Raw genomic sequence first — 18,962 nt, 5'->3', positions numbered from 1 at the left:
TCCTAATCGTTATGCACCGGTGCCACGCAGAAACGTGAGGGAGACTACATCACATGGTGGAAGCGGATGGAGTTTTCGGAGCGCCTGTGCATGCCGGCGCAGGCGCTGGTGCCGGACAGGTGTCGCATCGACCGTCCGACGGGGCGGCCGACGGGGCGCGGGCGGAGCCCGCGCCCCTGCCCGACATCGGCGACCGTGCGGTCCGTCCCGCGGGACCCGGCGAGGGAGGCGGTGAGCGCTACACGCGACAGGTGCGCCTGCCCGAGCTGGGGGAGGAGGGGCAGCGGCGGCTCGCGGCGTCCCGGGTCGCGGTGATCGGGGCGGGCGGTCTCGGCGCCCCGGTGCTCAGCTACCTCGCGGCCGCCGGCGTCGGGGTGATCACCGTGATCGACCCCGACACGGTCGATCCCACCAACCTCCACCGCCAGCTGCTGTTCACTGCGGAGGACGTGGGTCGCCCGAAGTCGGAGGCGGCGGCCGAGAGGCTCCGATCCCTGAACCCGGAGGTCGAGGTGCGCGCCGTGGTCGCCGCCGCCACCGCCGACTCCGCGCGCGAGCTGCTGGCCGGCCACGACCTCGTGCTGGACGGCAGCGACAACTTCCCCACCCGTTACCTGGTCTCCGACGCGTGCGAGCTGCTCGACCTTCCTCTGGTCTGGGGCTCGATCCTCGCCTTCTCCGGTCAGCTCAGCGTGTTCTGGGGCGCGAGCGGCCGTGGCGTGACCTATCGCGATCTGCACCCGGTGCCACCCCGGCCCGGCGAGGTGCCCAGCTGCTCCGAGGCCGGGGTGCTCGGGATGCTGTGCGGGGTGATCGGCTCGGCCATGGCGATGGAGGCGGTGAAGGTGCTCGCCGGGATGGGGGACGCGCTGTTCGGACGCCTGGCCCTGTATGACGCGCTGCGCGCGCGCTGGGACGAGCTGCCGCTGGCCCGCGATCCGCGGCGGCTGCCCGTGACGATGATCGAGGACGTCGCGGCCACCTGCGGTCTGCCGGGCCCGACCGGCCCTGCTCTCGATGAGGTGGCCCCCGTCGAGCTGCCCGAGCTGCTCGCAGCCGGAGCGCGGCTGATCGATCTCCGCGAGTCGCATGAGCTGAGCGGAGGCATGATCCGTGGCGCCGAGCACGTGCCGATGGCGGAGCTGCTCGCTCAGGTGGGGGAGGGTGAACCGGCCGACGGGCGCGTTCCGTCGGCCGTGCGGGACGAGCTGGAGGGCGCGGTGCTCTACTGCGCCGCCGGATCGCGCTCGGCGATCGCGCAGAGCGCCCTCGCGGCGCGGGGGATCCGGGTGCTCTCGCTGCGCGGCGGCTTCGACGCCGTCCGCGCCGGTGGCCCGGGGATCACGGTGGTGCGCCCGGGTTGAGCGGGCGGGCCGGGCTCAGCCGCCGGCGAAGGGCGGCAGGACGTCCACCCGGTCGCCCTCGGCGAGGAGCTGCTGCGGGTCCGTGCAGGCCACCGCGTTGACCAGGAAGCTCGAGCGGCCGATGACCTGCTCCGCCCGCTCTGACGCTCCCTGCCGCAGCTGGGCGGTCAGCTCACCGAGGCTCCGGGCGCGGACCTCGGCGGAGTCGGCGCCGAGCTCGGCGGCGGCCGCCGCGAACAGGCGCACCGCGATCAGCGGCGCGCTGTCGGTGCTGGTCATCTCGTCCTCCCTCATCCGCCGATGGCGCTCATCGGGCGCTCCGGCTGCACGAAGTCCGCGCGGTCCATGCCGTGGCCGGCCTTCTTGCCCCACTGGGCGGCCCGCCAGATCTGCGCGATGTGCTCGTCGTCGGCCCCGGAGCGCAGCGCCGCCCGCAGATCGGTCTCCTCGCGCGAGAACAGGCAGGTGCGCACCCGGCCCTCGGCCGTCAGCCGGGTGCGGCGGCAGTCGGCGCAGAAGGGACGGGTCACCGAGGCGATGATCCCCACCCGGCCCCGGGGACGCCCGGTGGCACGGTCGGCGACCTCGAAGAGCTCGGCGGGGGCGCCGTCGCGGGCCTCGGAGACCGGGGCGAGGAGGAAGCGCTCCGCGAGCATCCCCTGGACGTCCCCGGCAGTGACCATCGTGTCGCGCTCCCAGATATGGTCCGCATCCAACGGCATCTGCTCGATGACCCGCAGCTGCAGGTCCCGGTCCAGGCACCAGTCCAGGAGGTCCGGCAGCTCGTGGTCGTTGACCCCGGGCAGCAGCACGGCGTTGATCTTGATCGGCGACAGCCCCGCCGCGCGGGCGCCGTCGATCCCGGCCAGCACCCGATGCAGCAGGGGACGCCGGGTGAGACGCTCGAAGGTCTCCGAGACCACCGAGTCCAGCGAGACGTTGATCCGGTCCAGGCCCGCCTCCCGCAGCCGGGCGGCCCGATGGTCGAGGCCGATCGCATTCGTCGTCAGCGAGATGTCCGGCCGCTGCTCGAGCGCGGCGACCCCGGCGATGATCTGCTCGAGGTCGGGGCGGGTCAGCGGCTCCCCGCCGGTGAAGCGCACCTGTTCGATGCCCAGGTGCTCGACGCCGATGCGCACCAGTCGCACCACCTCCTCCGCGCTCAGTAGCTGGTCCTTGGGCAGGAAGACCATCCCCGAGGCGGGCATGCAGTAGGTGCAGCGCAGGTTGCAGAAGTCGGTGAGGGAGAGGCGCAGATCCGTCGCCTCCCGTCCGAAGCGGTCGGCGAGCGCGGGCGTCGCGGGGCGGTCGGAGACGTCGGGGAGCGCCGCGGCGGTGTCGTCCGTCCTGCGGGGCGTGGGCATCCCCAGGGAGATGCGGCGGGACGTCATCTGCTTCCCTCCTTCCGCTGCGGCCCGGCCGGGCCGGGAGATGACTCCAGGATAGGGGCCGACGGTCCGGTGGTGCGGGGCGGCCGGTCACCGGGACCGTCGGACGTGGTCGGTCACGAGCGGGAGCGCCATACTGGGAGGGTGCCGGCGGCTCGATGTCCGGCGCATTGCACAGACCTCCCCGTCGACAGGAACCAGCGCGCGATGTCCGGAGCCCCACGGATCCCCCTTGCCGATCACGTGGCCGATGCGGTCGCCCTGCTGGCGGCCGTGCGCGGCACCGAGGTGCTGCCGCTCGACGGGAGGGCGGCGGGCCGGGTGGCGATCGCCGAGCAGCGATCGCGCGTGGACGTCCCCGGCCACGACAACTCGCAGATGGACGGCTATGCGCTCGCCGCCGCCGATCTGGCGGGCGCCGACCAGGAGGTCAGCCTGCCGCTCGGGCCGATGATCGCCGCCGGCGATGCCCCGGGCACCCTCGAGCCCGGCACCGCCCGCCCCATCATGACCGGCGCCCCGATCCCGGCCGGTGCGGACCTGGTGGTCCCCGTCGAGGAGAGCGGACCGGGCAGGTTCACCCCCGACCTCGGAAGCCGGGTGACGCTCGCCCCGACCTCCGTCGCGCGCGGCCGTTTCGTGCGGACCCGCGGATCGGACACGCACCGCGGGGACGCCGTGCTGCGCGAGGGCCGTCTCCTCACCCCGGCGCGGATCGCGCACCTCGCCGCCTGCGGGATCCTCGACGTGGAGGTGCAGGCACCGGTGCGCGCCATCGTGCTGTCCACCGGGTCCGAGGTGCGCCGCGCCGACGCGGACCTCCCCGACCCGGGGGCGCTGTTCGACGCCAACGGGCCCGGCCTCGCCGCCGCGCTCACCGAGGCCGGCGCCGAGGTGGTCCGCACCGGCGCGGTCCCGGACGACGCCGCCGCCCTGCTCGACCACCTGCGCGAGCAGATACGCGCCCACGACGCGGACCTCGTCGTCACCAGCGGCGGCGTGAGCATGGGGGCCGTCGAGGTGGTCCGCCACGCGGCCGAGCGCGACGGTGTTCTCCTCGCCTTCCCCACGATCGCGATGCAGCCCGGCGGACCGCAGGGCATCGGCACCCTCGAGGTCGACGGACGCCGCGTCCCCTGGCTCGCCTTCCCCGGCAACCCTGTCTCCGCCCTGCTCAGCTGCGAGCTGATCGCCCGGCCAGCCCTCGGCGCCCCGGCGCGCAGGCGGCTGCACCTGCCGATCCAGCTCGAGGCGGAGGAGTCCTCGCCACCGGCGCTGGACCAGTACCGTCGGGCCCGCGTGCTCCCCTCGGGCCGGGTGCGGCTGGTGGGCGGGGCGTCCTCGCACCTGCTCGGCGGATACGCCGCCGCCGACGCCCTGGTGCTCGTGCCCCGCGGGACCTCCGCGGTGCACGACGGCGACACCCTCGAGACCCTGCTGATCCCCGGAGGAGAGTCATGAACGACCTCTCGCACGTGCGGGCCGACGGCTCCGCCCACATGGTCGACGTGACGGACAAGGCCGTCACCTCCCGGGAGGCGAGCGCCCGTGCCGTGCTGCGCACCCGGCCCGACGTCGTCGCCCGCATCGCCAGCGGCGACCTGCCCAAGGGCGAGGCCCTGGCCACCGCCCGGATCGCGGGGATCATGGGGGCCAAGCGCACCCCGGACCTGGTCCCGCTGTGCCACCCGCTGCCGCTGTCCGGGGTGGAGATCGACCTCGAGCCGGGCGAGGACCGCGTGGAGATCACCGCACGGGTGCGCACCAAGGGCGTCACCGGCGTCGAGATGGAGGCGCTGACCGCCGCCACCGTCGCGGCGCTGACCCTCTACGACATGATCAAGGCCGTCGACCACCTGGCCACCATCGAGCAGGTGCAGGTGCTGACGAAGTCCGGCGGCCGCAGCGGCGACTGGAGCCGCGACCGGGCGTCGGAACCCGCCGAGGAGGAGCAGTCATGAAGCAGGTCCCGTCCCGGCGCACCGATGCGGACTGCTCCGCCCGCGAGGACGCCGCCGCGGCCCCCGCCCTGCACGGCACCGCGAGGGTGGTCATCGCCTCCACCCGCGCGGCCGACGGCACCTACGAGGACCGCACCGGGCCCACGCTCGTGCAGTGGCTGCGCGGGCGCGGCCTCGACGCCGTGGAGCGACAGGTGGTCAGCGACGGCCCCGAGGTGGGCCGGGCGCTCGCCGCCGCGATCGCCGAGGGCACCGACATCATCATCACCTCCGGCGGCACCGGGATCAGCCCCACCGACGTGACCCCCGAGCAGACCGCTCCCCTCATCGATCAGGAGATGCCCGGGATCCTCGAGGAGGTGCGCCGCCGCGGCGCGGAGAAGACGGCGACGGCGCTGCTCAGCCGCGGCCTCGCCGGGATGGCCGGGCGCTCCTTCGTGGTCAACCTGCCCGGATCCCGCGGCGGCGTGGCGGACGGCATCTCCGTGCTCGACCCGATCCTGGACCACCTCCTGGAGCAGCGCGACGGCGGCGACCACGCATGAGCGGCATCGGAGCCCCGGCCGGGGACCCGACCCGCGGCGCCACCCCCTTCGGAGCCGACGGCGAGGCGCTGCGCGTGGCCGACGATCCCGCGATGGGCGCGGCGGCTGAACGCACCCGCCTCGCCGAGATCAGCGAGCAGCCGCTGTCCCTGGAGCGGGCGATCGCCGCGGTGACCGACCCCCGCTGCGGTGCGGTGGTCACCTTCGACGGCGTGGTGCGCGACCACGACGGCGGCCGCGGCGTGCAGCACCTGGAGTACTCCGCTCACCCCTCCGCCCCCGAGGCCATCGCCGAGGTGGCGCGCGAGATCGCCGAGCGCTACCCGGATGCGCTGATCGCGGTCGCCCACCGCCACGGGGCGCTGACCATCGGGGACTCGGCGCTGGTGTGCGCGGTCTCCGCACCGCACCGCAAGCTGGCCTTCGCCGCCTGCGACGACCTCGTGGACACCGTCAAGCAGCGCGTGCCGATCTGGAAGCACCAGGTGTTCGAGGACGGCGGGAGCGAATGGGTGGGCGCGCTCGGCTGAGGTCGGACCGGTGAGGACACCTCCCGGCCATCTGCGCTGACTACGGTGAACCCATGCGCATCCTCCACCTGACCGACACCCACCTGTACGGCGACCCGGACGCCCGCCACTACGACCGCATCGACACCGCCGCCGCCCTGCGGGGTCTGCTGGCGCGCCTCGAGGGACTGGCCGACATCGACGTCGTGGTCCACACCGGCGACGCCTCCGAGGACGGCTCCGACGCCAGCTACCGCCTGCTCCACGAGATCCTGGATCCCTTCGCCGCCTCGCTCGGGGCGCCGCTGGTCGTGGTGATGGGCAACCACGACGTCTCCGCCGTCTACGGGCAGAGCATCGTTCCCGGCCAGCGCCTCGCAGAACGCCAGGACCGTGTGGTGGACCTGGCCGGCGGCGGCCGCGTGGTGGTGCTGGACTCCAGCGTGCCCGGCGCAGGCTACGGTCATCTCGAGGCGGAGCAGCTCGACTGGCTGCGCGAGGTCCTCTCCCGGCCCGCGGCCGAGGGCACCGTGCTCGCGATCCACCACCCGCCGCTCGTCGGCGCCACCGAGCTGCTGCGCGGGCTCGACCTCGACGGGCTCGACGAGCTCGCCGCCGTCCTCGCGGGATCGGACGTGCGGATCGTCCTCGCGGGCCACTACCACCACGAGATGCACGGCGCGATCGGCGGCATCCCCGTGCACGTCGCGCCGGGCATCACCAACGTGGTCGACCCTCTCGCCCCCGGGGCGTTCGAGCAGTCCCTGGCGCTGTCCGGGGCGAGCGTCGTCGAGCTGGGGGAGGGGGCGCCCCGGATCATCACCGCTGTGCACCCGAGCGCCGGCGACACCCTCGGGGACGCGGAGGTGCCGGTCTACCGTTTCAGCCCGGAGCAGGTCGCGCAGATCGTCGCGGCCGCCGGGCGCTGACCGCCCCCGGACATGCGAGGGCCCGTGCGGACGATGTCTGCACGGGCTCCGTCGTTGTTCGCCGGTATCGGCCTCGGTCAGCGACCCATGCTGAGGGGGCTGATCCCCTGGGTCGAGTGGCTGCGCACGAGCGCGGCGTAGTTGCTGCCGAAGCGGCGGTCCGACGCGGCGTCGGCGCGCTCGATGTCCTGACCCTGCATGCGGTCGGAGAGGCGGCCCAGGGTGGAGCTGAGGGAACGGAGGAAGGTCATGATCGATGCCCTTTCGGTGGTGTGCGAGGTGATCCGCCGACGCTCTGGATCGCAGGGGCGCCGGCGGAGTCGATATCCCTATTGGTACTCCGCGTGCTCAGCGGTGTCACGGAGTGGACATGTCCAAGTTGCCAGCTTCACAAAAAGGGTGTGACCTGGTGCTCGTCGGGCTCTCGGGACGGAGTTCGAGACCACTGGGGGAACCGGGGCGTCCTGGGCCCGGAGGAGGCCGCGGCGCGGGATGATGGGCTCGTGCACGAGTGGTTCATCGACCGATTCCTCGAGCGGAGAACGGGCCCCGACCGCCCTCTTCCGCGATGGCTCGGCGCCCTGCTGGACGAGACCTTCCTCTGGGTCGGGATCGGACAGCTGCTGCTCGCCCTCGGACTCCCCGCGACGAGCGTGCGCCGGCTCTCCGAGGTCCAGCGCGTGCTCGAGGAGGCGCGGGCGTCCGGGATCAAGATCCCCCGCCTCGAGGGCGTGCGCACCCATGGCGACCTCGACCGCCTGGGGGAGCAGATGGACGCGCTCGCCGACGACGACCTCACCCCCGAGGAGCTCGAACGCCTCGTGCCCGCCCCCACCGCCCTGGGCTGGATGCGCGACGCCGGAGGAGTGGTCCTGGACCTCTTCGACGAGGTCCTCATGGCCCTGCGGTCCCGGCGCCTCCGCACCGAGCTGGTGGGGATCGACCATCTCGCGGCGCACCGCATGATCGGCGATCTCCGCAGGCTCCTGGCGGACCCGACTCTCGACCGGGCGGCCGCGGCGGGCCATGCCGAGCTCGTCCGCCATCTCGAGGTCCTCGACGAGGGCCAGGGGGACATCGGAGCCGACCTCGAGGTCACCCCGGTCGCGCCGCGGCCGGGAGAGATCCAGCGTGTGGTCACCGTGGTGCGCGCCATCCCGCGAGAGACCCTGGACCGGCTGCTCCCGCTGCGGCTCCTCTCCTCCCGGCCCGTGCTCGGCACGGCGATCGCCACGCTGCTCAAGCAGCTCAGGGAGGGCTGGGTCTCCCCGCAGGAGCGAGCGGCCGTCGAAGTGCAGGCCCAGCTCGGGCAGCTCGAACATCTCCGGCGTACGCATCGCCTCGAGGAGAGCCGACGGGAGGTCGAGGCCCGGGAGGCGCGGCCCGAGGTGCGCGCCTCGCTGCTCGCGCAGAGCGCCCTCCTGTGGCTCCTGATCGCCATGGTGGTGGGATGGCAGGCCGCCGCGCTGGGCGCCGGTCTCTTCGGCGTCGGACTCGGTCTCCCGGACCGGCCCTCCTCCCAGGACCTGGCCGCGGCGGGCGCGCTGCTGCGCACCCTCCTGCCCGTGCTCGCACTCGTCGGCCCCGCGGCGTTCGCGCTGTCGGTGCTCGGGGTGGGCATCGCGGCGGTGGATGACGCCGAGATCGGCGATCCGCGCACCCGGCCGACGCGCGGCCCGCTCCGGTCGATCGGGCCGACGGCCCCTCGTCGGTCACGTCGGCGGGCGGCGAGGGCCGGTTCGGTCGTGTCGGTCCTGATGATCCTGCTGCCCGTGGCCGCGCTGCTCCTCGCGCACACGGTGCTTCCCGACGTCGTCGTGTCCCAGGGGTCGGGTGCCGACACCGCTTTCGGCGCATTCCTCGCGATCGGGCTGGGGATCCCCTGGGCATCGACCCTCGCAGGCGCCTTCGTCGGCAGTCTGTGGGCAGACCGCTGGAAACGTGCACGCTGGTCAGCTCAGGAAGAGGATGCCGGCGACCCATCGGTTTAGCACTCACCTTGCATGAGTGCCAGCGAAGGTCCTAGAGTTGCGCCGTTGGCAGTCGACGGCCGAGAGTGCCAGAGGCTGCCGCAGAGGATTCCACCCCGGTCGGCACCGCGACGACGATCGGGAACGGGTCCCGCCACCCAAGAACTCACGCAGAGTCACATCTCTTCATGAAGGAGTGAGCCGCATGTCGGTCTCCATCAAGCCCCTCGAGGATCGCGTCGTCGTCAAGCCGCTCGAGGCAGAGCAGACCACGGCCTCCGGCCTGGTCATCCCTGACACCGCGAAGGAGAAGCCCCAGGAGGGCGAGGTCGTCGCCGTCGGCGCCGGTCGTTTTGACGACAAGGGCGCCCGTGTGCCCATGGACGTCAAGGTCGGCGACAAGGTCGTCTTCTCCAAGTACGGCGGCACCGAGCTGAAGTACGGCAACGAGGAGTTCCTCGTCCTCGGCGCACGCGACATCCTCGCGATCATCGAGGCCTGATCCATGGCCAAGGAGATCCTGTACAACGAGGACGCGCGACGCGCCCTCGAGCGCGGCGTGGACAAGCTCGCCAACACCGTCAAGGTGACGCTCGGCCCCCGCGGCCGCAACGTCGTCCTCGACAAGAAGTGGGGCGCCCCCACGATCACCAACGACGGCGTGACCATCGCCCGTGAGATCGAGCTCGAGGATCCCTACGAGAACCTCGGCGCTCAGCTCACGAAGGAGGTCGCGACCAAGACCAACGACGTGGCCGGCGACGGAACCACCACCGCCACCGTCCTCGCCCAGGCCATCGTGCACGAGGGCCTGCGCAACGTCGCCTCCGGCGCCGCTCCGTCGGCCCTGAAGCGCGGCATCGAGAAGGCCGTGGACGCGCTCTCCGAGAAGCTCGGCGAGATCGCCATCCCGGTCGACGGCAAGGCGCAGATCGCCTCGGTCGCCTCGGTGTCCAGCCAGGACCGCGAGATCGGCGACCTGCTCGCCGAGGCCTTCGACAAGGTCGGCAAGGACGGCGTCATCACCGTGGAGGAGTCCTCCACCACGGCGATGGAGCTCGACTTCACCGAGGGCATGCAGTTCGACAAGGGCTACATCTCCCCGCACTTCGTCACCGACGCGGATCGCCAGGAGACCGTCCTCGAGGACGCCCACGTGCTGCTGCACCAGGGCAAGATCTCGGCCGTGGCCGACATCCTGCCGCTGCTGGAGAAGGTCGTGGAGGGCGGCAAGCCGCTGTTCATCATCGCGGAGGACGTCGACGGCGAGGCTCTGTCCACGCTGGTCGTCAACAAGATCCGCGGGAACTTCAAGGGCGCGGCCGTCAAGGCGCCCGCCTTCGGCGATCGTCGCAAGGCGATGCTCCAGGACATCGCGGTGCTCACCGGCGCCCAGGTCGTGACGTCGGACCTCGGTCTCGACCTCAAGACCGTCGGCACCGAGGTGCTCGGCAAGGCCGGTCGCGTCGTCGTCACCAAGGACTCCACCACGATCGTGGGCGGTGCCGGTGACGAGCAGGCTGTGGCCGATCGCGTCGCGCAGATCCGCGCCGAGATCGAGAACACCGATTCCGACTGGGATCGCGAGAAGCTCCAGGAGCGCCTCGCGAAGCTGGCCGGCGGCGTCTCCGTGATCAAGGTCGGGGCTCACACCGAGGTGGAGCTCAAGGAGAAGAAGATGCGCATCGAGGACGCGGTCTCCGCGACCCGCGCTGCCATCGAGGAGGGCATCGTGGCCGGTGGCGGCAGCGCCATCGTCCAGGCGTCCTCCGTGCTGGCCGACGATCTCGGCCTCACCGGTGACGAGGCCGTGGGCGTGCGCGCCGTGGCCCGTGCGGTCGTCGAGCCGCTTCGCTGGATCTCCGAGAACGCGGGCCTCGAGGGCTACGTCGTGGTCGAGAAGGTCAAGGAGGCTCCCGTCGGCACCGGCCTGAACGCTGCGACCGGCGAGTACGTCGACCTCGTGGCCGCCGGCATCATCGACCCGGTCAAGGTCACGCGCTCCGCTCTGCGGAACGCGGCCTCGATCGCGGGCCTGGTGCTGACCACCGAGACCCTCGTCATCGAGAAGCAGGACAAGGACGAGAACTGATCGATGAGGTCGTGAACCGCTCGGCACACCGCTGAGCAGGTTCGCACCGCCCGGGGCGGGCGGCAGGGGGTGACCCGTGCCGCCCGCCCCGTCGTCGTCCCCGCCCAACACCGCTGGTCGGGGCGGGTGCGGCGTCGACACCGCAGCGCGGCGTGCCGTTCCTGGCATGTCGCCGCTCCGCCTAAGATGGGCTGAGTCACAACGGACCAGAGCCCGAGGCCGGGACCAGCACCCGACCGCAGCACGAGGACAGGAGGAGCAGTGGTGATCAGCACGCCCGAGACGACCTCCTCGATAGAGGACGGGGCCCTCCCCACCCGGACCTTCGGGCCACCCGCCGCCGTGGTGATCGGCAGCCTCGTGGTGGCCGCCGTCTTCCTCGTGGTGCTCGAGTTCCTCGTGATCATCTCCTTCGTGGGCCAGAAGCTCTGGCGCGATCCGGCGCTGATGCACGACGCTCTGTTCACCCTCCCGCTGATCATCTGGGTGCTGATCGCGATGGCGGTGACGGTGGCGTGCCTGCGGGTGATCACCTCCTGGCTGCAGATCGACGATCAGGGCTTCGTGCTGCGCAGCCTGTTCCGTCGGACCCGCACCGCTCGCTGGGAGGACGTGGGCCAGGTGATCGCGGCCCGGGACATCGACCGCGGCTCCGCGGCGGCCGAGGCGCTGGACGCCCCCGAGACCGCCTATGACGGGGTGTACGTGATGGATGCCGACGGCCGACGGATCCTCGCCGTCTCGAGCCGCTTCTTCGGGCCGCGCGCCCAGGAGATGACCCTGCACCGTGCACGGGAGGCCGGGGTGCGCATCGAGCACATCGACGCGATCACCCCGCTCGAGCTGAGCCGGCAGGCCCCTCAGGCGCTGAGCTTCGTGGACCGCCACCCCAACCTGCTGCTGGCGGCCCTGCTGCTGATCTACATCGGCCACAACCTGCTCACCTTCATCGTGTGGGGGCTGTGAGCGGCGAGCCCGCCGGCGGCGAGGGACCACCCGCTGCGCGGCCCGGCCGCGCCGCCCGTCGACGCGCTCGTCGTCGGCCCCCGCCCCTGCCGCAGCGCGGCGGGCTCGATGCCGTGCGCTGGCAGGTGCCGCGGGATGTGCCCGAGGGTGCACGCGCGCTGGATCTCCTCCTGTCCCGCTTCCCGGCCCTCGCGGACCCCACTGCGACCGAGCTGGGGACGCGCTTCGCCACCGGGGAGATCGTCGACGCCGACGGGCGCCCCTGGGCGGCCGCCGACCGGGTCGCCCCGGGGGAGGAGATGTGGTTCCACCGGGAGCTGCGCCCCGAGGCGGTCCCCGAGATCGAGCTGCCCGTGCTGCATCGCGATGACCACCTGCTGGTGATCGACAAGCCGCATGACGTCGCCACCATGCCTCGCGGCGCGCACATCCTCTCCAGCGCGCTGGTGCGGCTGCGCCGGGAGACGGGGATCGAGTCGCTGGTGCCGCTGCACCGGCTGGACCGCCGCACCGCCGGGGTGCTCGCCTTCGGCATCCGCTCCGAGGAGCGCTCCGCCTACCAGCAGCTCTTCGCCCGCCGCGAGGTGGAGAAGGAGTACGAGGCGCTCGCGATGCCCGAGCCCGGATCGAGCCTGCCGCGCAGTCCGGGGGAGCGGCTCACCCTGCTCGATCGCCTGGTCACGGTGCGCGGTGAGCTGGCAACGCAGGTCGTGCCGGGGGCGGTGAACGCCGAGACCGAGCTCGAGATGATCGCCGCGGAGCCCTCCGGCGCGCTGCGGGTGAGGCTCCGGCCGCGCACGGGACGCACCCATCAGCTGCGTGCCCAGCTCGCCGCACGCGGGGCACCGATCCTCGGAGAGGACCTGTACGGCACCACGGCTGACGTGCCGGCGGAGGCGGAGCGCCCGCTGCAGCTGCTCGCCCGGCGGCTCGCCTTCCGCGACCCCTGCACCGCGGAGCCCCGTGAGTTCCTCAGCACGCGGGAGCTCGAGGCGGAGTGACGCGTCCCGGGGTCTCGTACGCTGGGCCGGTGACCGCTCCCCGTCCCGCCGACGCCGCCTCGCCGGCACCCGTGCCGCGTCGCACCCGCGCCGGGGCCGTGATCGTGGGCCCCTCCCTGCGCGCCCGCTACCGGCCCGCCGCGCTGATCGGCCTGCCGATGGTCGCCGTGCTCCTGAGCACCTTCGCCGCCGCCGGGATCCAGCAGTGGCGGACCTCGCGCCTGCTCGGCGGGCACGACGGCCCGCTCGAGCAGCTCCTCGCCCCCGCCTGGATGCAGCTGCTGCTCGGCGCGCTCGCCCTGTGGGTGCTGTTCTCGCTGTGGGCGCTGGTCCCCATGATCCTCACCCACCGCGTGGTGCTGCTGGACGAGCAGGCCGGGACCCTGGCGCTGCGACGCGGGCTGCGCACCGTGGACCGGGCGCCGCTGGAGCAGGTCCGCTACGCGACCGGCGACGCGCAGCGCGGCGGCATGGCGGTGATCGGCCTGGAGGACCCGGCACGGACCGGGCACGGGGACGACGACTCAGGTCGGCAGTGGGTGGTGCCCGAGAGCGGCTGGGACGACGCCAGCTTCGACGGCCTGCGCACCCTGCAGGCCGCGGTGGGCCTGCGCCCCGCCCCGCACCGCACCGTGCTGGTGCGCGAGAACCGACGGGCGCACCGGGAGCGGAGCCACCGCGAGCTCGCCGCCCGGCTCGGCATGCCGTGGCGGGAGGAGTACGCGCACGACGACGCGGCCTTCCAGGCCGAGTTCGACCGGGTGCGACGGGTGCAGGGCGGCAAGGAGCCTGGACGCGAGGACGACCCGCCCCGCTGAGGGACGGGCCGCCGGGCCGAGGGGAGTGCTCGCTCCGCTCAGAAGATCGCGCGCAGCACCAGCACCACCACGGCGCCGATGCCCGCCGCGGCCGGGAGGGTGATGATCCAGGCGAGGGCGATCGGCCGCATCAGCTTCCAGTTCGCGGCGTGGTTGACGATGCCGACGCCGAGCACGGCGCCGATGAGGATGTGGGTGGAGGAGACCGGGAGACCGAGCACCGAGGCCAGGAGGACCACGGTGGCGGCGGCGAGCTCGGCGGCGAAGCCCGAGGACGGGTGCATCGCGGTCAGTCCGGTGCCGACGGTGTGGATCACCTTGCGGCCCACGAACCACAGACCGGAGACCAAGGCGATGCCGAAGGCGGCCAGCACGGCCGTGGGCACGGCGGCCTCCTCGGAGATCGCGCCCGTCCTGAGCACATCGAGCACCGCGGCGAAGGGACCCACCGCGTTGGCGATGTCGTTCGCACCGTGGCTGAACGCGAAGGCGCAGGCGGTGAACACCTGCATCCAGCTGAACATGATGAAGGTGGCCCGCGAGATCGACTGCTTCTTCAGAGCCCGCGCGAACACGGTCGTCGCCATCCACACGCCCAGGGCGATCATGACCAGCATCAGGATGCCGCCGCCGAGGGAGATGTCCAGGCCCACGTTCTTCAGGCCCTTGAACACCAGCATGGCCGCGAGCAGCACGGCGGCACCGGCCGCGAGCGGGGGGACCCGCTTCTCCAGCGCGTGGTACGCCGCCTTGCGCTCGATCTTGCGCGCCGCCTTGCGGTCCTTCTTGGACAGGTGGGCCGCCTGCTCGGCGAGCTCCGCTCCCGGTCCGCCGGGGGTCAGGTCCAGGGCCGCGGACTCCGCGAAGGCCGCCTGCTGCAGCTCGGTGACGCGCTCGTAGCCGGCCACGTGGCCGCGGGGGTCGTCGTCCTCGTCGTCCTCGTCCTCGTCGTCGTCCTCCGCGTCGTCGAACCCGCGCGAGCCGAGGGCGATGGCGCGGGCCGACGGCGCCAGGATGTGGCGCTTGATCGCCCCGAAGAGCAGGTAGGCGGAGAGACCGCCGAGGAGCGGGGAGAGGACCCAGGAGATCGCGATCTGCCCGATCTCGCCCCACTGGACCATCCCGAGGCCACCCGTGCCGGTGACGGCGCCGGTGGTGACCGCCGCGCCGACGATGCCGCCGATGATCGCGTGAGTGGTCGAGACCGGCCATCCCATCTTGGTGGCGAGCAGCAGCCAGACCGCGGCGCCCAGCAGGGCGGCCATCATGATCAGTGCGAAGGACAGCGGATCCACGTGCATGGCGTCGATGTCGACGATGCCGCTGCGCACCGTCTCGGTCACCGAGCCGCCGGCGAGGACAGCGCCCGAGACCTCGAAGACCGCGGCGACCACGAGCGCCTGCTTCATGGTCAGCGTGCCTGCTCCGACGCTCGTGCCGAAGGAGTTGGCGACGTCGTTGCCGCCGATGTTGAAGGCCATGAAGAGGCCGAAGGCGACTCCGAGGACCAGCAGGAAGGAGTTGGCCCCCGATCCGGTATGGGCGAACGCCCAGATGGTGAAGGCGACGACGGTCGCCAGAGTCATCAGTCCGGCACCGAGGTGCCAGTTGCGGTCGGGGCCGAGGAGGCCCGAGCTCACGGGGGCGTCGGCGGTCTTCTGCGGGGGCATGCCAGGCATCGTCGTGTTCCCGGGGGTGAGGAGGAGGGGGAGGGGCGAGCGCATCCGCGCCGTTCCCATCCCGACTGGGCCGCCGCCACTCTAGGCCGTCAACCGCTCCGGGGTGAACATCGCGGGAACTTCCGGGGCCGCTGCGCGGCGGCCCGCAGTGCTCCGACGTGCGCGGATCCGGGGGCGCCTGCCTGCGTGATCCCGCCCACGCCCGCCATCAGCGCAGGTCACCGAGGGGTGCTGCGAGGTCCGGTGTGGTGGGCAGGACTGCACGCGAGGGACGGACGCGGCTACCATCGGTCCATGACGAGCGCGGATCCCTTCGGTTTTATCGGACTCACCTACGACGACGTCCTCCTGCTTCCCGGGGAGACGGATGTGATCCCCTCGGAGGCGGACACCAGCAGTCGCCTCACCCGGGAGATCTCCTTGAAGATTCCGCTGGCGAGCGCGGCGATGGACACCGTCACCGAGTCACGGATGGCGATCGCGATGGCCCGCCACGGCGGCATCGGCATCCTGCACCGCAACCTCTCCATCGAGGACCAGGCCCACCAGGTGGACCTCGTCAAGCGCACCCAGACCGGCCGCATCACCAACCCGGTCACCATCGGCCCGGACGCCACCCTCGAGGACTTCGACGCGCTGTGCGGCCAGTTCCGCGTCTCCGGCCTGCCGGTCGTCGATGAGGGCGAGCGCCTCATCGGCATCTGCACCAACCGCGACCTGCGCTTCATCCCGGTCGCCGAGTGGTCCACCACCAAGGTCGTCGACGTGATGACCACCGAGCTGTTCACCGCTCCGGAGGACGTCACCCCCGAGGAGGCGACCGCCATGCTGCGCAAGAACAAGCGCGAGCGGCTCCCGCTGGTCGACGCCGACGGCCGCCTGACCGGGCTCATCACCGTGAAGGACTTCGTGAAGTCCGAGCAGTTCCCCGACGCCTCCAAGGACGGCCAGGGCCGTCTCCTGGTGGGCGCCGGCGTGGGCTTCTTCGGCGACTCCCTCGAGCGGGCGGGCGCGCTGCGCGATGCGGGCGTGGACGTGCTCGTCGTCGACACCGCCAACGGCCATGCCCGCCTGGCGCTCGAGATGATCCGCACCATCAAGGGCGACCCCGCGTTCCGCGACGTGCAGGTGATCGGCGGTAACGTCGCCACCCGCGCCGGAGCGCAGGCGCTCGTGGACGCAGGGGCCGACGCGGTCAAGGTCGGCGTGGGTCCGGGCTCCATCTGCACCACCCGCGTGGTCGCCGGCGTCGGCGTCCCGCAGGTCACCGCGATCCACGAGGCCTCCAAGGCCTGCGGCCCCGCCGGCGTGCCGCTGATCGGCGACGGCGGCCTGCAGTACTCCGGCGACATCGCCAAGGCGCTGGTCGCCGGCGCGGACACCGTCATGGTCGGCTCGCTGCTGGCGGGCACCGAGGAGTCCCCGGGCGAGGTGGTCCTCGTGGGCGGCAAGCAGTACAAGGCCTACCGCGGCATGGGCTCGCTCGGCGCGATGTCCTCGCGCGGCAAGAAGTCCTTCTCCAAGGACCGCTACTTCCAGGCCGACGTCCCCAGCGACGACAAGATCGTGCCCGAGGGCATCGAGGGCCGCGTCTCCTACAAGGGCCAGCTCGGCTCCGTCGTGCATCAGCTGACCGGCGGCCTGCACCAGTCGATGTTCTACGTCGGCGCGAACACCGTCCCCGAGCTCAAGGAGAAGGGGCAGTTCGTGCGCATCACGCCGGCCGGGCTCAAGGAGTCCCACCCCCACGACATGGCCGCGATCATGGAGGCCCCGAACTACAGCTCGCGCTGATCGGCGCGGCGGCGGGGGATAGCCCCCGCGCCGCGGTCAGGGTTGCACGGTGGGACACGGTGAGCTGCGCTTCCAGCATCGATCCCATGAGCATCCAGAGCGCTTCCGTGACCGGTTCCCCGACTGCCGCCGCACTCGGCCCCGCCCCGGCCGAGGGAGACGAGCGCCCTGTACGGGCACGGCTTTCCTCGTGGGCGCTGGGGCTCTCGCTCCTGGCACTCCTCGGAGCCACGGCGGCGATGGCGTACGTGGGTCTGACGGTCGTTCCGATGGAGTCCGCCTCCGGTTACTACCTCACGGACACCCCCGCCTGGTATCAGGCCTCCGTGCTCGTGGCGTTCGGATCGCTCCTGCTGTGGACGTCGGCGGGGATCGCCGCGGTCGTGTCGGGGATCGTCGCTCTGGTCCGCGGTCGGGGCGCGGTCCGTGCCGCCGTGGCGATCGGGGTCGCGACGATCGCCCCTGTTCTCACGGTGCCGGTGCTGCTCGGTGCCATGACACTGGGGAGCGGCGAGCTCTGACGAGACCGCTCGCGGTGCCGCTGAGCCCCGTGGCGCCGCGGATCTGGTCGGCTGCGGGCGCCTGGGCGACGAGTACGGCGATATCGGCACAGTCATCGCCAGGGCGCCACTAACCGACCACCGGCGCCCCTCAGGCGTCGGCGGTGGTCATCGCCTGTCCCGCGGAGTCGGTGCCGTGCTCGTAGCCGATCAGCCACTGGACGCCGTACCGATCGCGTACCCGTCCGTCGGAGGCGCCCCAGGGTCGACGCTGCAGCTCGTCGATCACGTCGCCCCCTTCGGAGAGGCTGACGAACCAGGTGCGCAGGGTGGTCGGCTCGGCGCGGCCGAGCAGCGCGACCATGAGACCGCGGGCCGCGAACGGCTCATCGTGCTCGCCGGCATCGGAGACGTACAGCTCCACCGCGCCGCGGAGCACTCCGTGGGCGATGGCCGCGCTGGGGCCGTCGGTGCGCTCGAACTGGGCGAAGGTGTGGTGCTCGATCTCCCCGCCGAACACGCCTCGGTAGAAGTCGAGCGCCTCGGCGGCGGTGCCGGGCAGGTGCAGGTACAGGGACGGAGCGGTCATGCGGACTCCTCGAGGATCGTGGTGCTGTGACGCGCCGGGAGGGACGGCCGTCCCGCGATCATTCCTGCCCGCGGCCCTCGCGTCCACATCGGCGTCGGCCCGGCGCCGTCGGTCGGGACCCGCCCCTAAGCTGGTTCCATGAGCACTTCTTCCTGGATCGATGCCCCGCTGCTCGGTTTCGACACCGAGACCACCGGGACGAACGTCGCGAGCGACCGGATCGTCACGGTCGCCCTGGTGCACTCAGTGGGTCCGGGCCGGGAGAACGAGACCGTCGCGACCTGGCTGATCGATCCGGAGATGGACATCCCGGAGCCGGCGCAGCGCGTGCACGGCATCAGCACCGAGCATGCGCGGGCCCACGGCATGAAGGGCGCCGAGGCGCTCGACGAGGTCGCCTCGATGATCGCGGACGCCCTCGCGAAGGACATTCCGCTGGTCGCCTTCAACATCAGCTTCGACCTCGCGATCCTCGAGAACGAGCTGACGCGGCTGGGCCTGCCCACCCTCACCCAGCGCCTCGGGCACGACATCGCCCCGGTGATCGACGGGCTCGTGATCGATCGCGGGGTGGATCGCTACCGCAAGGGCAAGCGCACCCTCACCGACGTGCTCGCCCACTTCGGCATCGAGCAGGACGGCCGTCTCCACACCGCGGACGTCGACGTCTCCGCGACCCTCGACGTGGTGCGGGCGATCGCGGCCAAGTACCCGAAGGTCGCAGGCTCCACCCTCGAGGAGCTCCACCGCGAGCAGACCGGCTGGCACCGACGCTGGGCCGAGGGGATGAACGAGTGGCTGACGAAGAAGGGCAAGACGCCGGACGTCAGCACCACCTGGCCGCTCTGACCCGTCCG

At 72.4% G+C, this 18,962-nt stretch carries 20 protein-coding genes; 15 read left to right on the top strand and 5 right to left on the bottom strand.

The window, feature by feature from the left end:
- The first annotated feature begins 119 nt into the window (after positions 1-119).
- Positions 120-1,364 (top strand): ThiF family adenylyltransferase, encoded by a 1,245-nt coding sequence (locus CFK41_RS12665; RefSeq protein WP_227873070.1) that lies wholly within the window; start codon positions 120-122, stop codon positions 1,362-1,364.
- A 15-nt stretch (positions 1,365-1,379) separates the two neighbouring features.
- Here CFK41_RS12665 and CFK41_RS12660 read toward each other — a convergent pair whose 3' ends face one another.
- The gene (locus tag CFK41_RS12660) at positions 1,380-1,643 is read right to left on the bottom strand and encodes a MoaD/ThiS family protein (RefSeq protein WP_096801072.1); all 264 of its coding nucleotides are present in this window, start codon (positions 1,641-1,643) and stop codon (positions 1,380-1,382) included.
- Between the two features lie 11 nt (positions 1,644-1,654).
- Positions 1,655-2,755 carry a GTP 3',8-cyclase MoaA gene (gene moaA, locus CFK41_RS12655; RefSeq protein ID WP_096799989.1) on the bottom strand — a complete coding sequence of 367 codons (1,101 nt, stop codon included), beginning with the start codon at positions 2,753-2,755 and terminating at the stop codon, positions 1,655-1,657.
- A gap of 204 nt (positions 2,756-2,959) precedes the next feature.
- On the opposite strand from moaA, the gene CFK41_RS12650 reads away from it, so the two are divergent.
- The 5 genes from CFK41_RS12650 to CFK41_RS12630 all read left to right on the top strand — a co-directional run bounded on the left by CFK41_RS12650 (position 2,960) and on the right by CFK41_RS12630 (position 6,696).
- The gene (locus CFK41_RS12650) at positions 2,960-4,213 is read left to right on the top strand and encodes a molybdopterin molybdotransferase MoeA (protein ID WP_096799988.1); all 1,254 of its coding nucleotides are present in this window, start codon (positions 2,960-2,962) and stop codon (positions 4,211-4,213) included.
- Positions 4,210-4,713: a cyclic pyranopterin monophosphate synthase MoaC gene (gene moaC, locus CFK41_RS12645; RefSeq protein ID WP_096799987.1), complete on the top strand. Its 504-nt coding sequence runs from the start codon at positions 4,210-4,212 to the stop codon at positions 4,711-4,713. Before CFK41_RS12650 ends, moaC begins: the two co-directional genes overlap by 4 nt.
- A complete protein-coding gene (locus CFK41_RS12640) occupies positions 4,710-5,258 on the top strand; it encodes a MogA/MoaB family molybdenum cofactor biosynthesis protein (protein WP_096799986.1) in 549 nt (182 codons plus the stop codon). The genes moaC and CFK41_RS12640 overlap by 4 nt, the downstream gene beginning before the upstream one ends.
- Before the next feature lie 92 nt (positions 5,259-5,350).
- Positions 5,351-5,788 (top strand): molybdenum cofactor biosynthesis protein MoaE, encoded by a 438-nt coding sequence (locus CFK41_RS12635; protein ID WP_096801071.1) that lies wholly within the window; start codon positions 5,351-5,353, stop codon positions 5,786-5,788.
- Between the two features lie 53 nt (positions 5,789-5,841).
- Positions 5,842-6,696, top strand: coding sequence for a metallophosphoesterase family protein (locus CFK41_RS12630; protein WP_096799985.1), 855 nt, complete (start codon positions 5,842-5,844; stop codon positions 6,694-6,696).
- A 77-nt stretch (positions 6,697-6,773) separates the two neighbouring features.
- On the opposite strand, the gene CFK41_RS17960 is transcribed toward CFK41_RS12630, so the two are convergent.
- Positions 6,774-6,947 (bottom strand): hypothetical protein, encoded by a 174-nt coding sequence (locus CFK41_RS17960; RefSeq protein WP_169928816.1) that lies wholly within the window; start codon positions 6,945-6,947, stop codon positions 6,774-6,776.
- 252 nt (positions 6,948-7,199) lie between these two features.
- Between CFK41_RS17960 and CFK41_RS12625 the strand changes: the two genes are divergently transcribed.
- From CFK41_RS12625 to CFK41_RS12600, 6 genes are all read left to right on the top strand, one after another.
- Entirely contained in the window at positions 7,200-8,687 is a 1,488-nt protein-coding gene (locus CFK41_RS12625; RefSeq protein WP_096799984.1) for a hypothetical protein, read from the top strand.
- 184 nt (positions 8,688-8,871) lie between these two features.
- Complete coding sequence (groES, locus tag CFK41_RS12620) at positions 8,872-9,168, top strand: co-chaperone GroES (protein ID WP_096799983.1); 297 nt, start codon at positions 8,872-8,874, stop codon at positions 9,166-9,168.
- A 3-nt stretch (positions 9,169-9,171) separates the two neighbouring features.
- On the top strand, positions 9,172-10,758 hold the full coding sequence (groL, locus tag CFK41_RS12615) for a chaperonin GroEL (RefSeq protein WP_096799982.1): 1,587 nt from the start codon (positions 9,172-9,174) through the stop codon (positions 10,756-10,758).
- A gap of 264 nt (positions 10,759-11,022) precedes the next feature.
- Positions 11,023-11,724, top strand: a complete 702-nt coding sequence (locus CFK41_RS12610; RefSeq protein ID WP_227873069.1) for a hypothetical protein — start codon at positions 11,023-11,025, stop codon at positions 11,722-11,724.
- The gene (locus CFK41_RS12605; protein WP_227873068.1) at positions 11,712-12,725 is read left to right on the top strand and encodes a pseudouridine synthase; all 1,014 of its coding nucleotides are present in this window, start codon (positions 11,712-11,714) and stop codon (positions 12,723-12,725) included. The genes CFK41_RS12610 and CFK41_RS12605 overlap by 13 nt, the downstream gene beginning before the upstream one ends.
- A gap of 29 nt (positions 12,726-12,754) precedes the next feature.
- The gene (locus CFK41_RS12600; RefSeq protein ID WP_096799979.1) at positions 12,755-13,543 is read left to right on the top strand and encodes a hypothetical protein; all 789 of its coding nucleotides are present in this window, start codon (positions 12,755-12,757) and stop codon (positions 13,541-13,543) included.
- 38 nt (positions 13,544-13,581) lie between these two features.
- Here the strand turns inward: CFK41_RS12600 and CFK41_RS12595 are convergent, their stop codons facing one another.
- Complete coding sequence (locus CFK41_RS12595; RefSeq protein WP_169928815.1) at positions 13,582-15,213, bottom strand: inorganic phosphate transporter; 1,632 nt, start codon at positions 15,211-15,213, stop codon at positions 13,582-13,584.
- Between the two features lie 303 nt (positions 15,214-15,516).
- Between CFK41_RS12595 and guaB the strand changes: the two genes are divergently transcribed.
- Together guaB and CFK41_RS17775 are read left to right on the top strand one after the other, a co-directional pair.
- Positions 15,517-17,016 (top strand): IMP dehydrogenase, encoded by a 1,500-nt coding sequence (guaB, locus tag CFK41_RS12590; protein WP_096799977.1) that lies wholly within the window; start codon positions 15,517-15,519, stop codon positions 17,014-17,016.
- An 86-nt stretch (positions 17,017-17,102) separates the two neighbouring features.
- Positions 17,103-17,537, top strand: a complete 435-nt coding sequence (locus tag CFK41_RS17775) for a hypothetical protein (RefSeq protein ID WP_151904747.1) — start codon at positions 17,103-17,105, stop codon at positions 17,535-17,537.
- 130 nt (positions 17,538-17,667) lie between these two features.
- Here CFK41_RS17775 and CFK41_RS12580 read toward each other — a convergent pair whose 3' ends face one another.
- Positions 17,668-18,105: a VOC family protein gene (locus CFK41_RS12580; RefSeq protein ID WP_096799975.1), complete on the bottom strand. Its 438-nt coding sequence runs from the start codon at positions 18,103-18,105 to the stop codon at positions 17,668-17,670.
- Positions 18,106-18,243: 138 nt separating this feature from the next.
- Between CFK41_RS12580 and CFK41_RS12575 the strand changes: the two genes are divergently transcribed.
- Positions 18,244-18,954, top strand: a complete 711-nt coding sequence (locus CFK41_RS12575) for an exonuclease domain-containing protein (RefSeq protein ID WP_096799974.1) — start codon at positions 18,244-18,246, stop codon at positions 18,952-18,954.
- Positions 18,955-18,962 lie beyond the last annotated feature (8 nt).

The organism is Brachybacterium ginsengisoli (assembly GCF_002407065.1).
Taxonomy (GTDB): domain Bacteria; phylum Actinomycetota; class Actinomycetes; order Actinomycetales; family Dermabacteraceae; genus Brachybacterium; species Brachybacterium ginsengisoli.
Note: the sequence above shows the minus strand (reverse complement) of the source record. Positions and strands in the feature narration are given on the sequence as shown.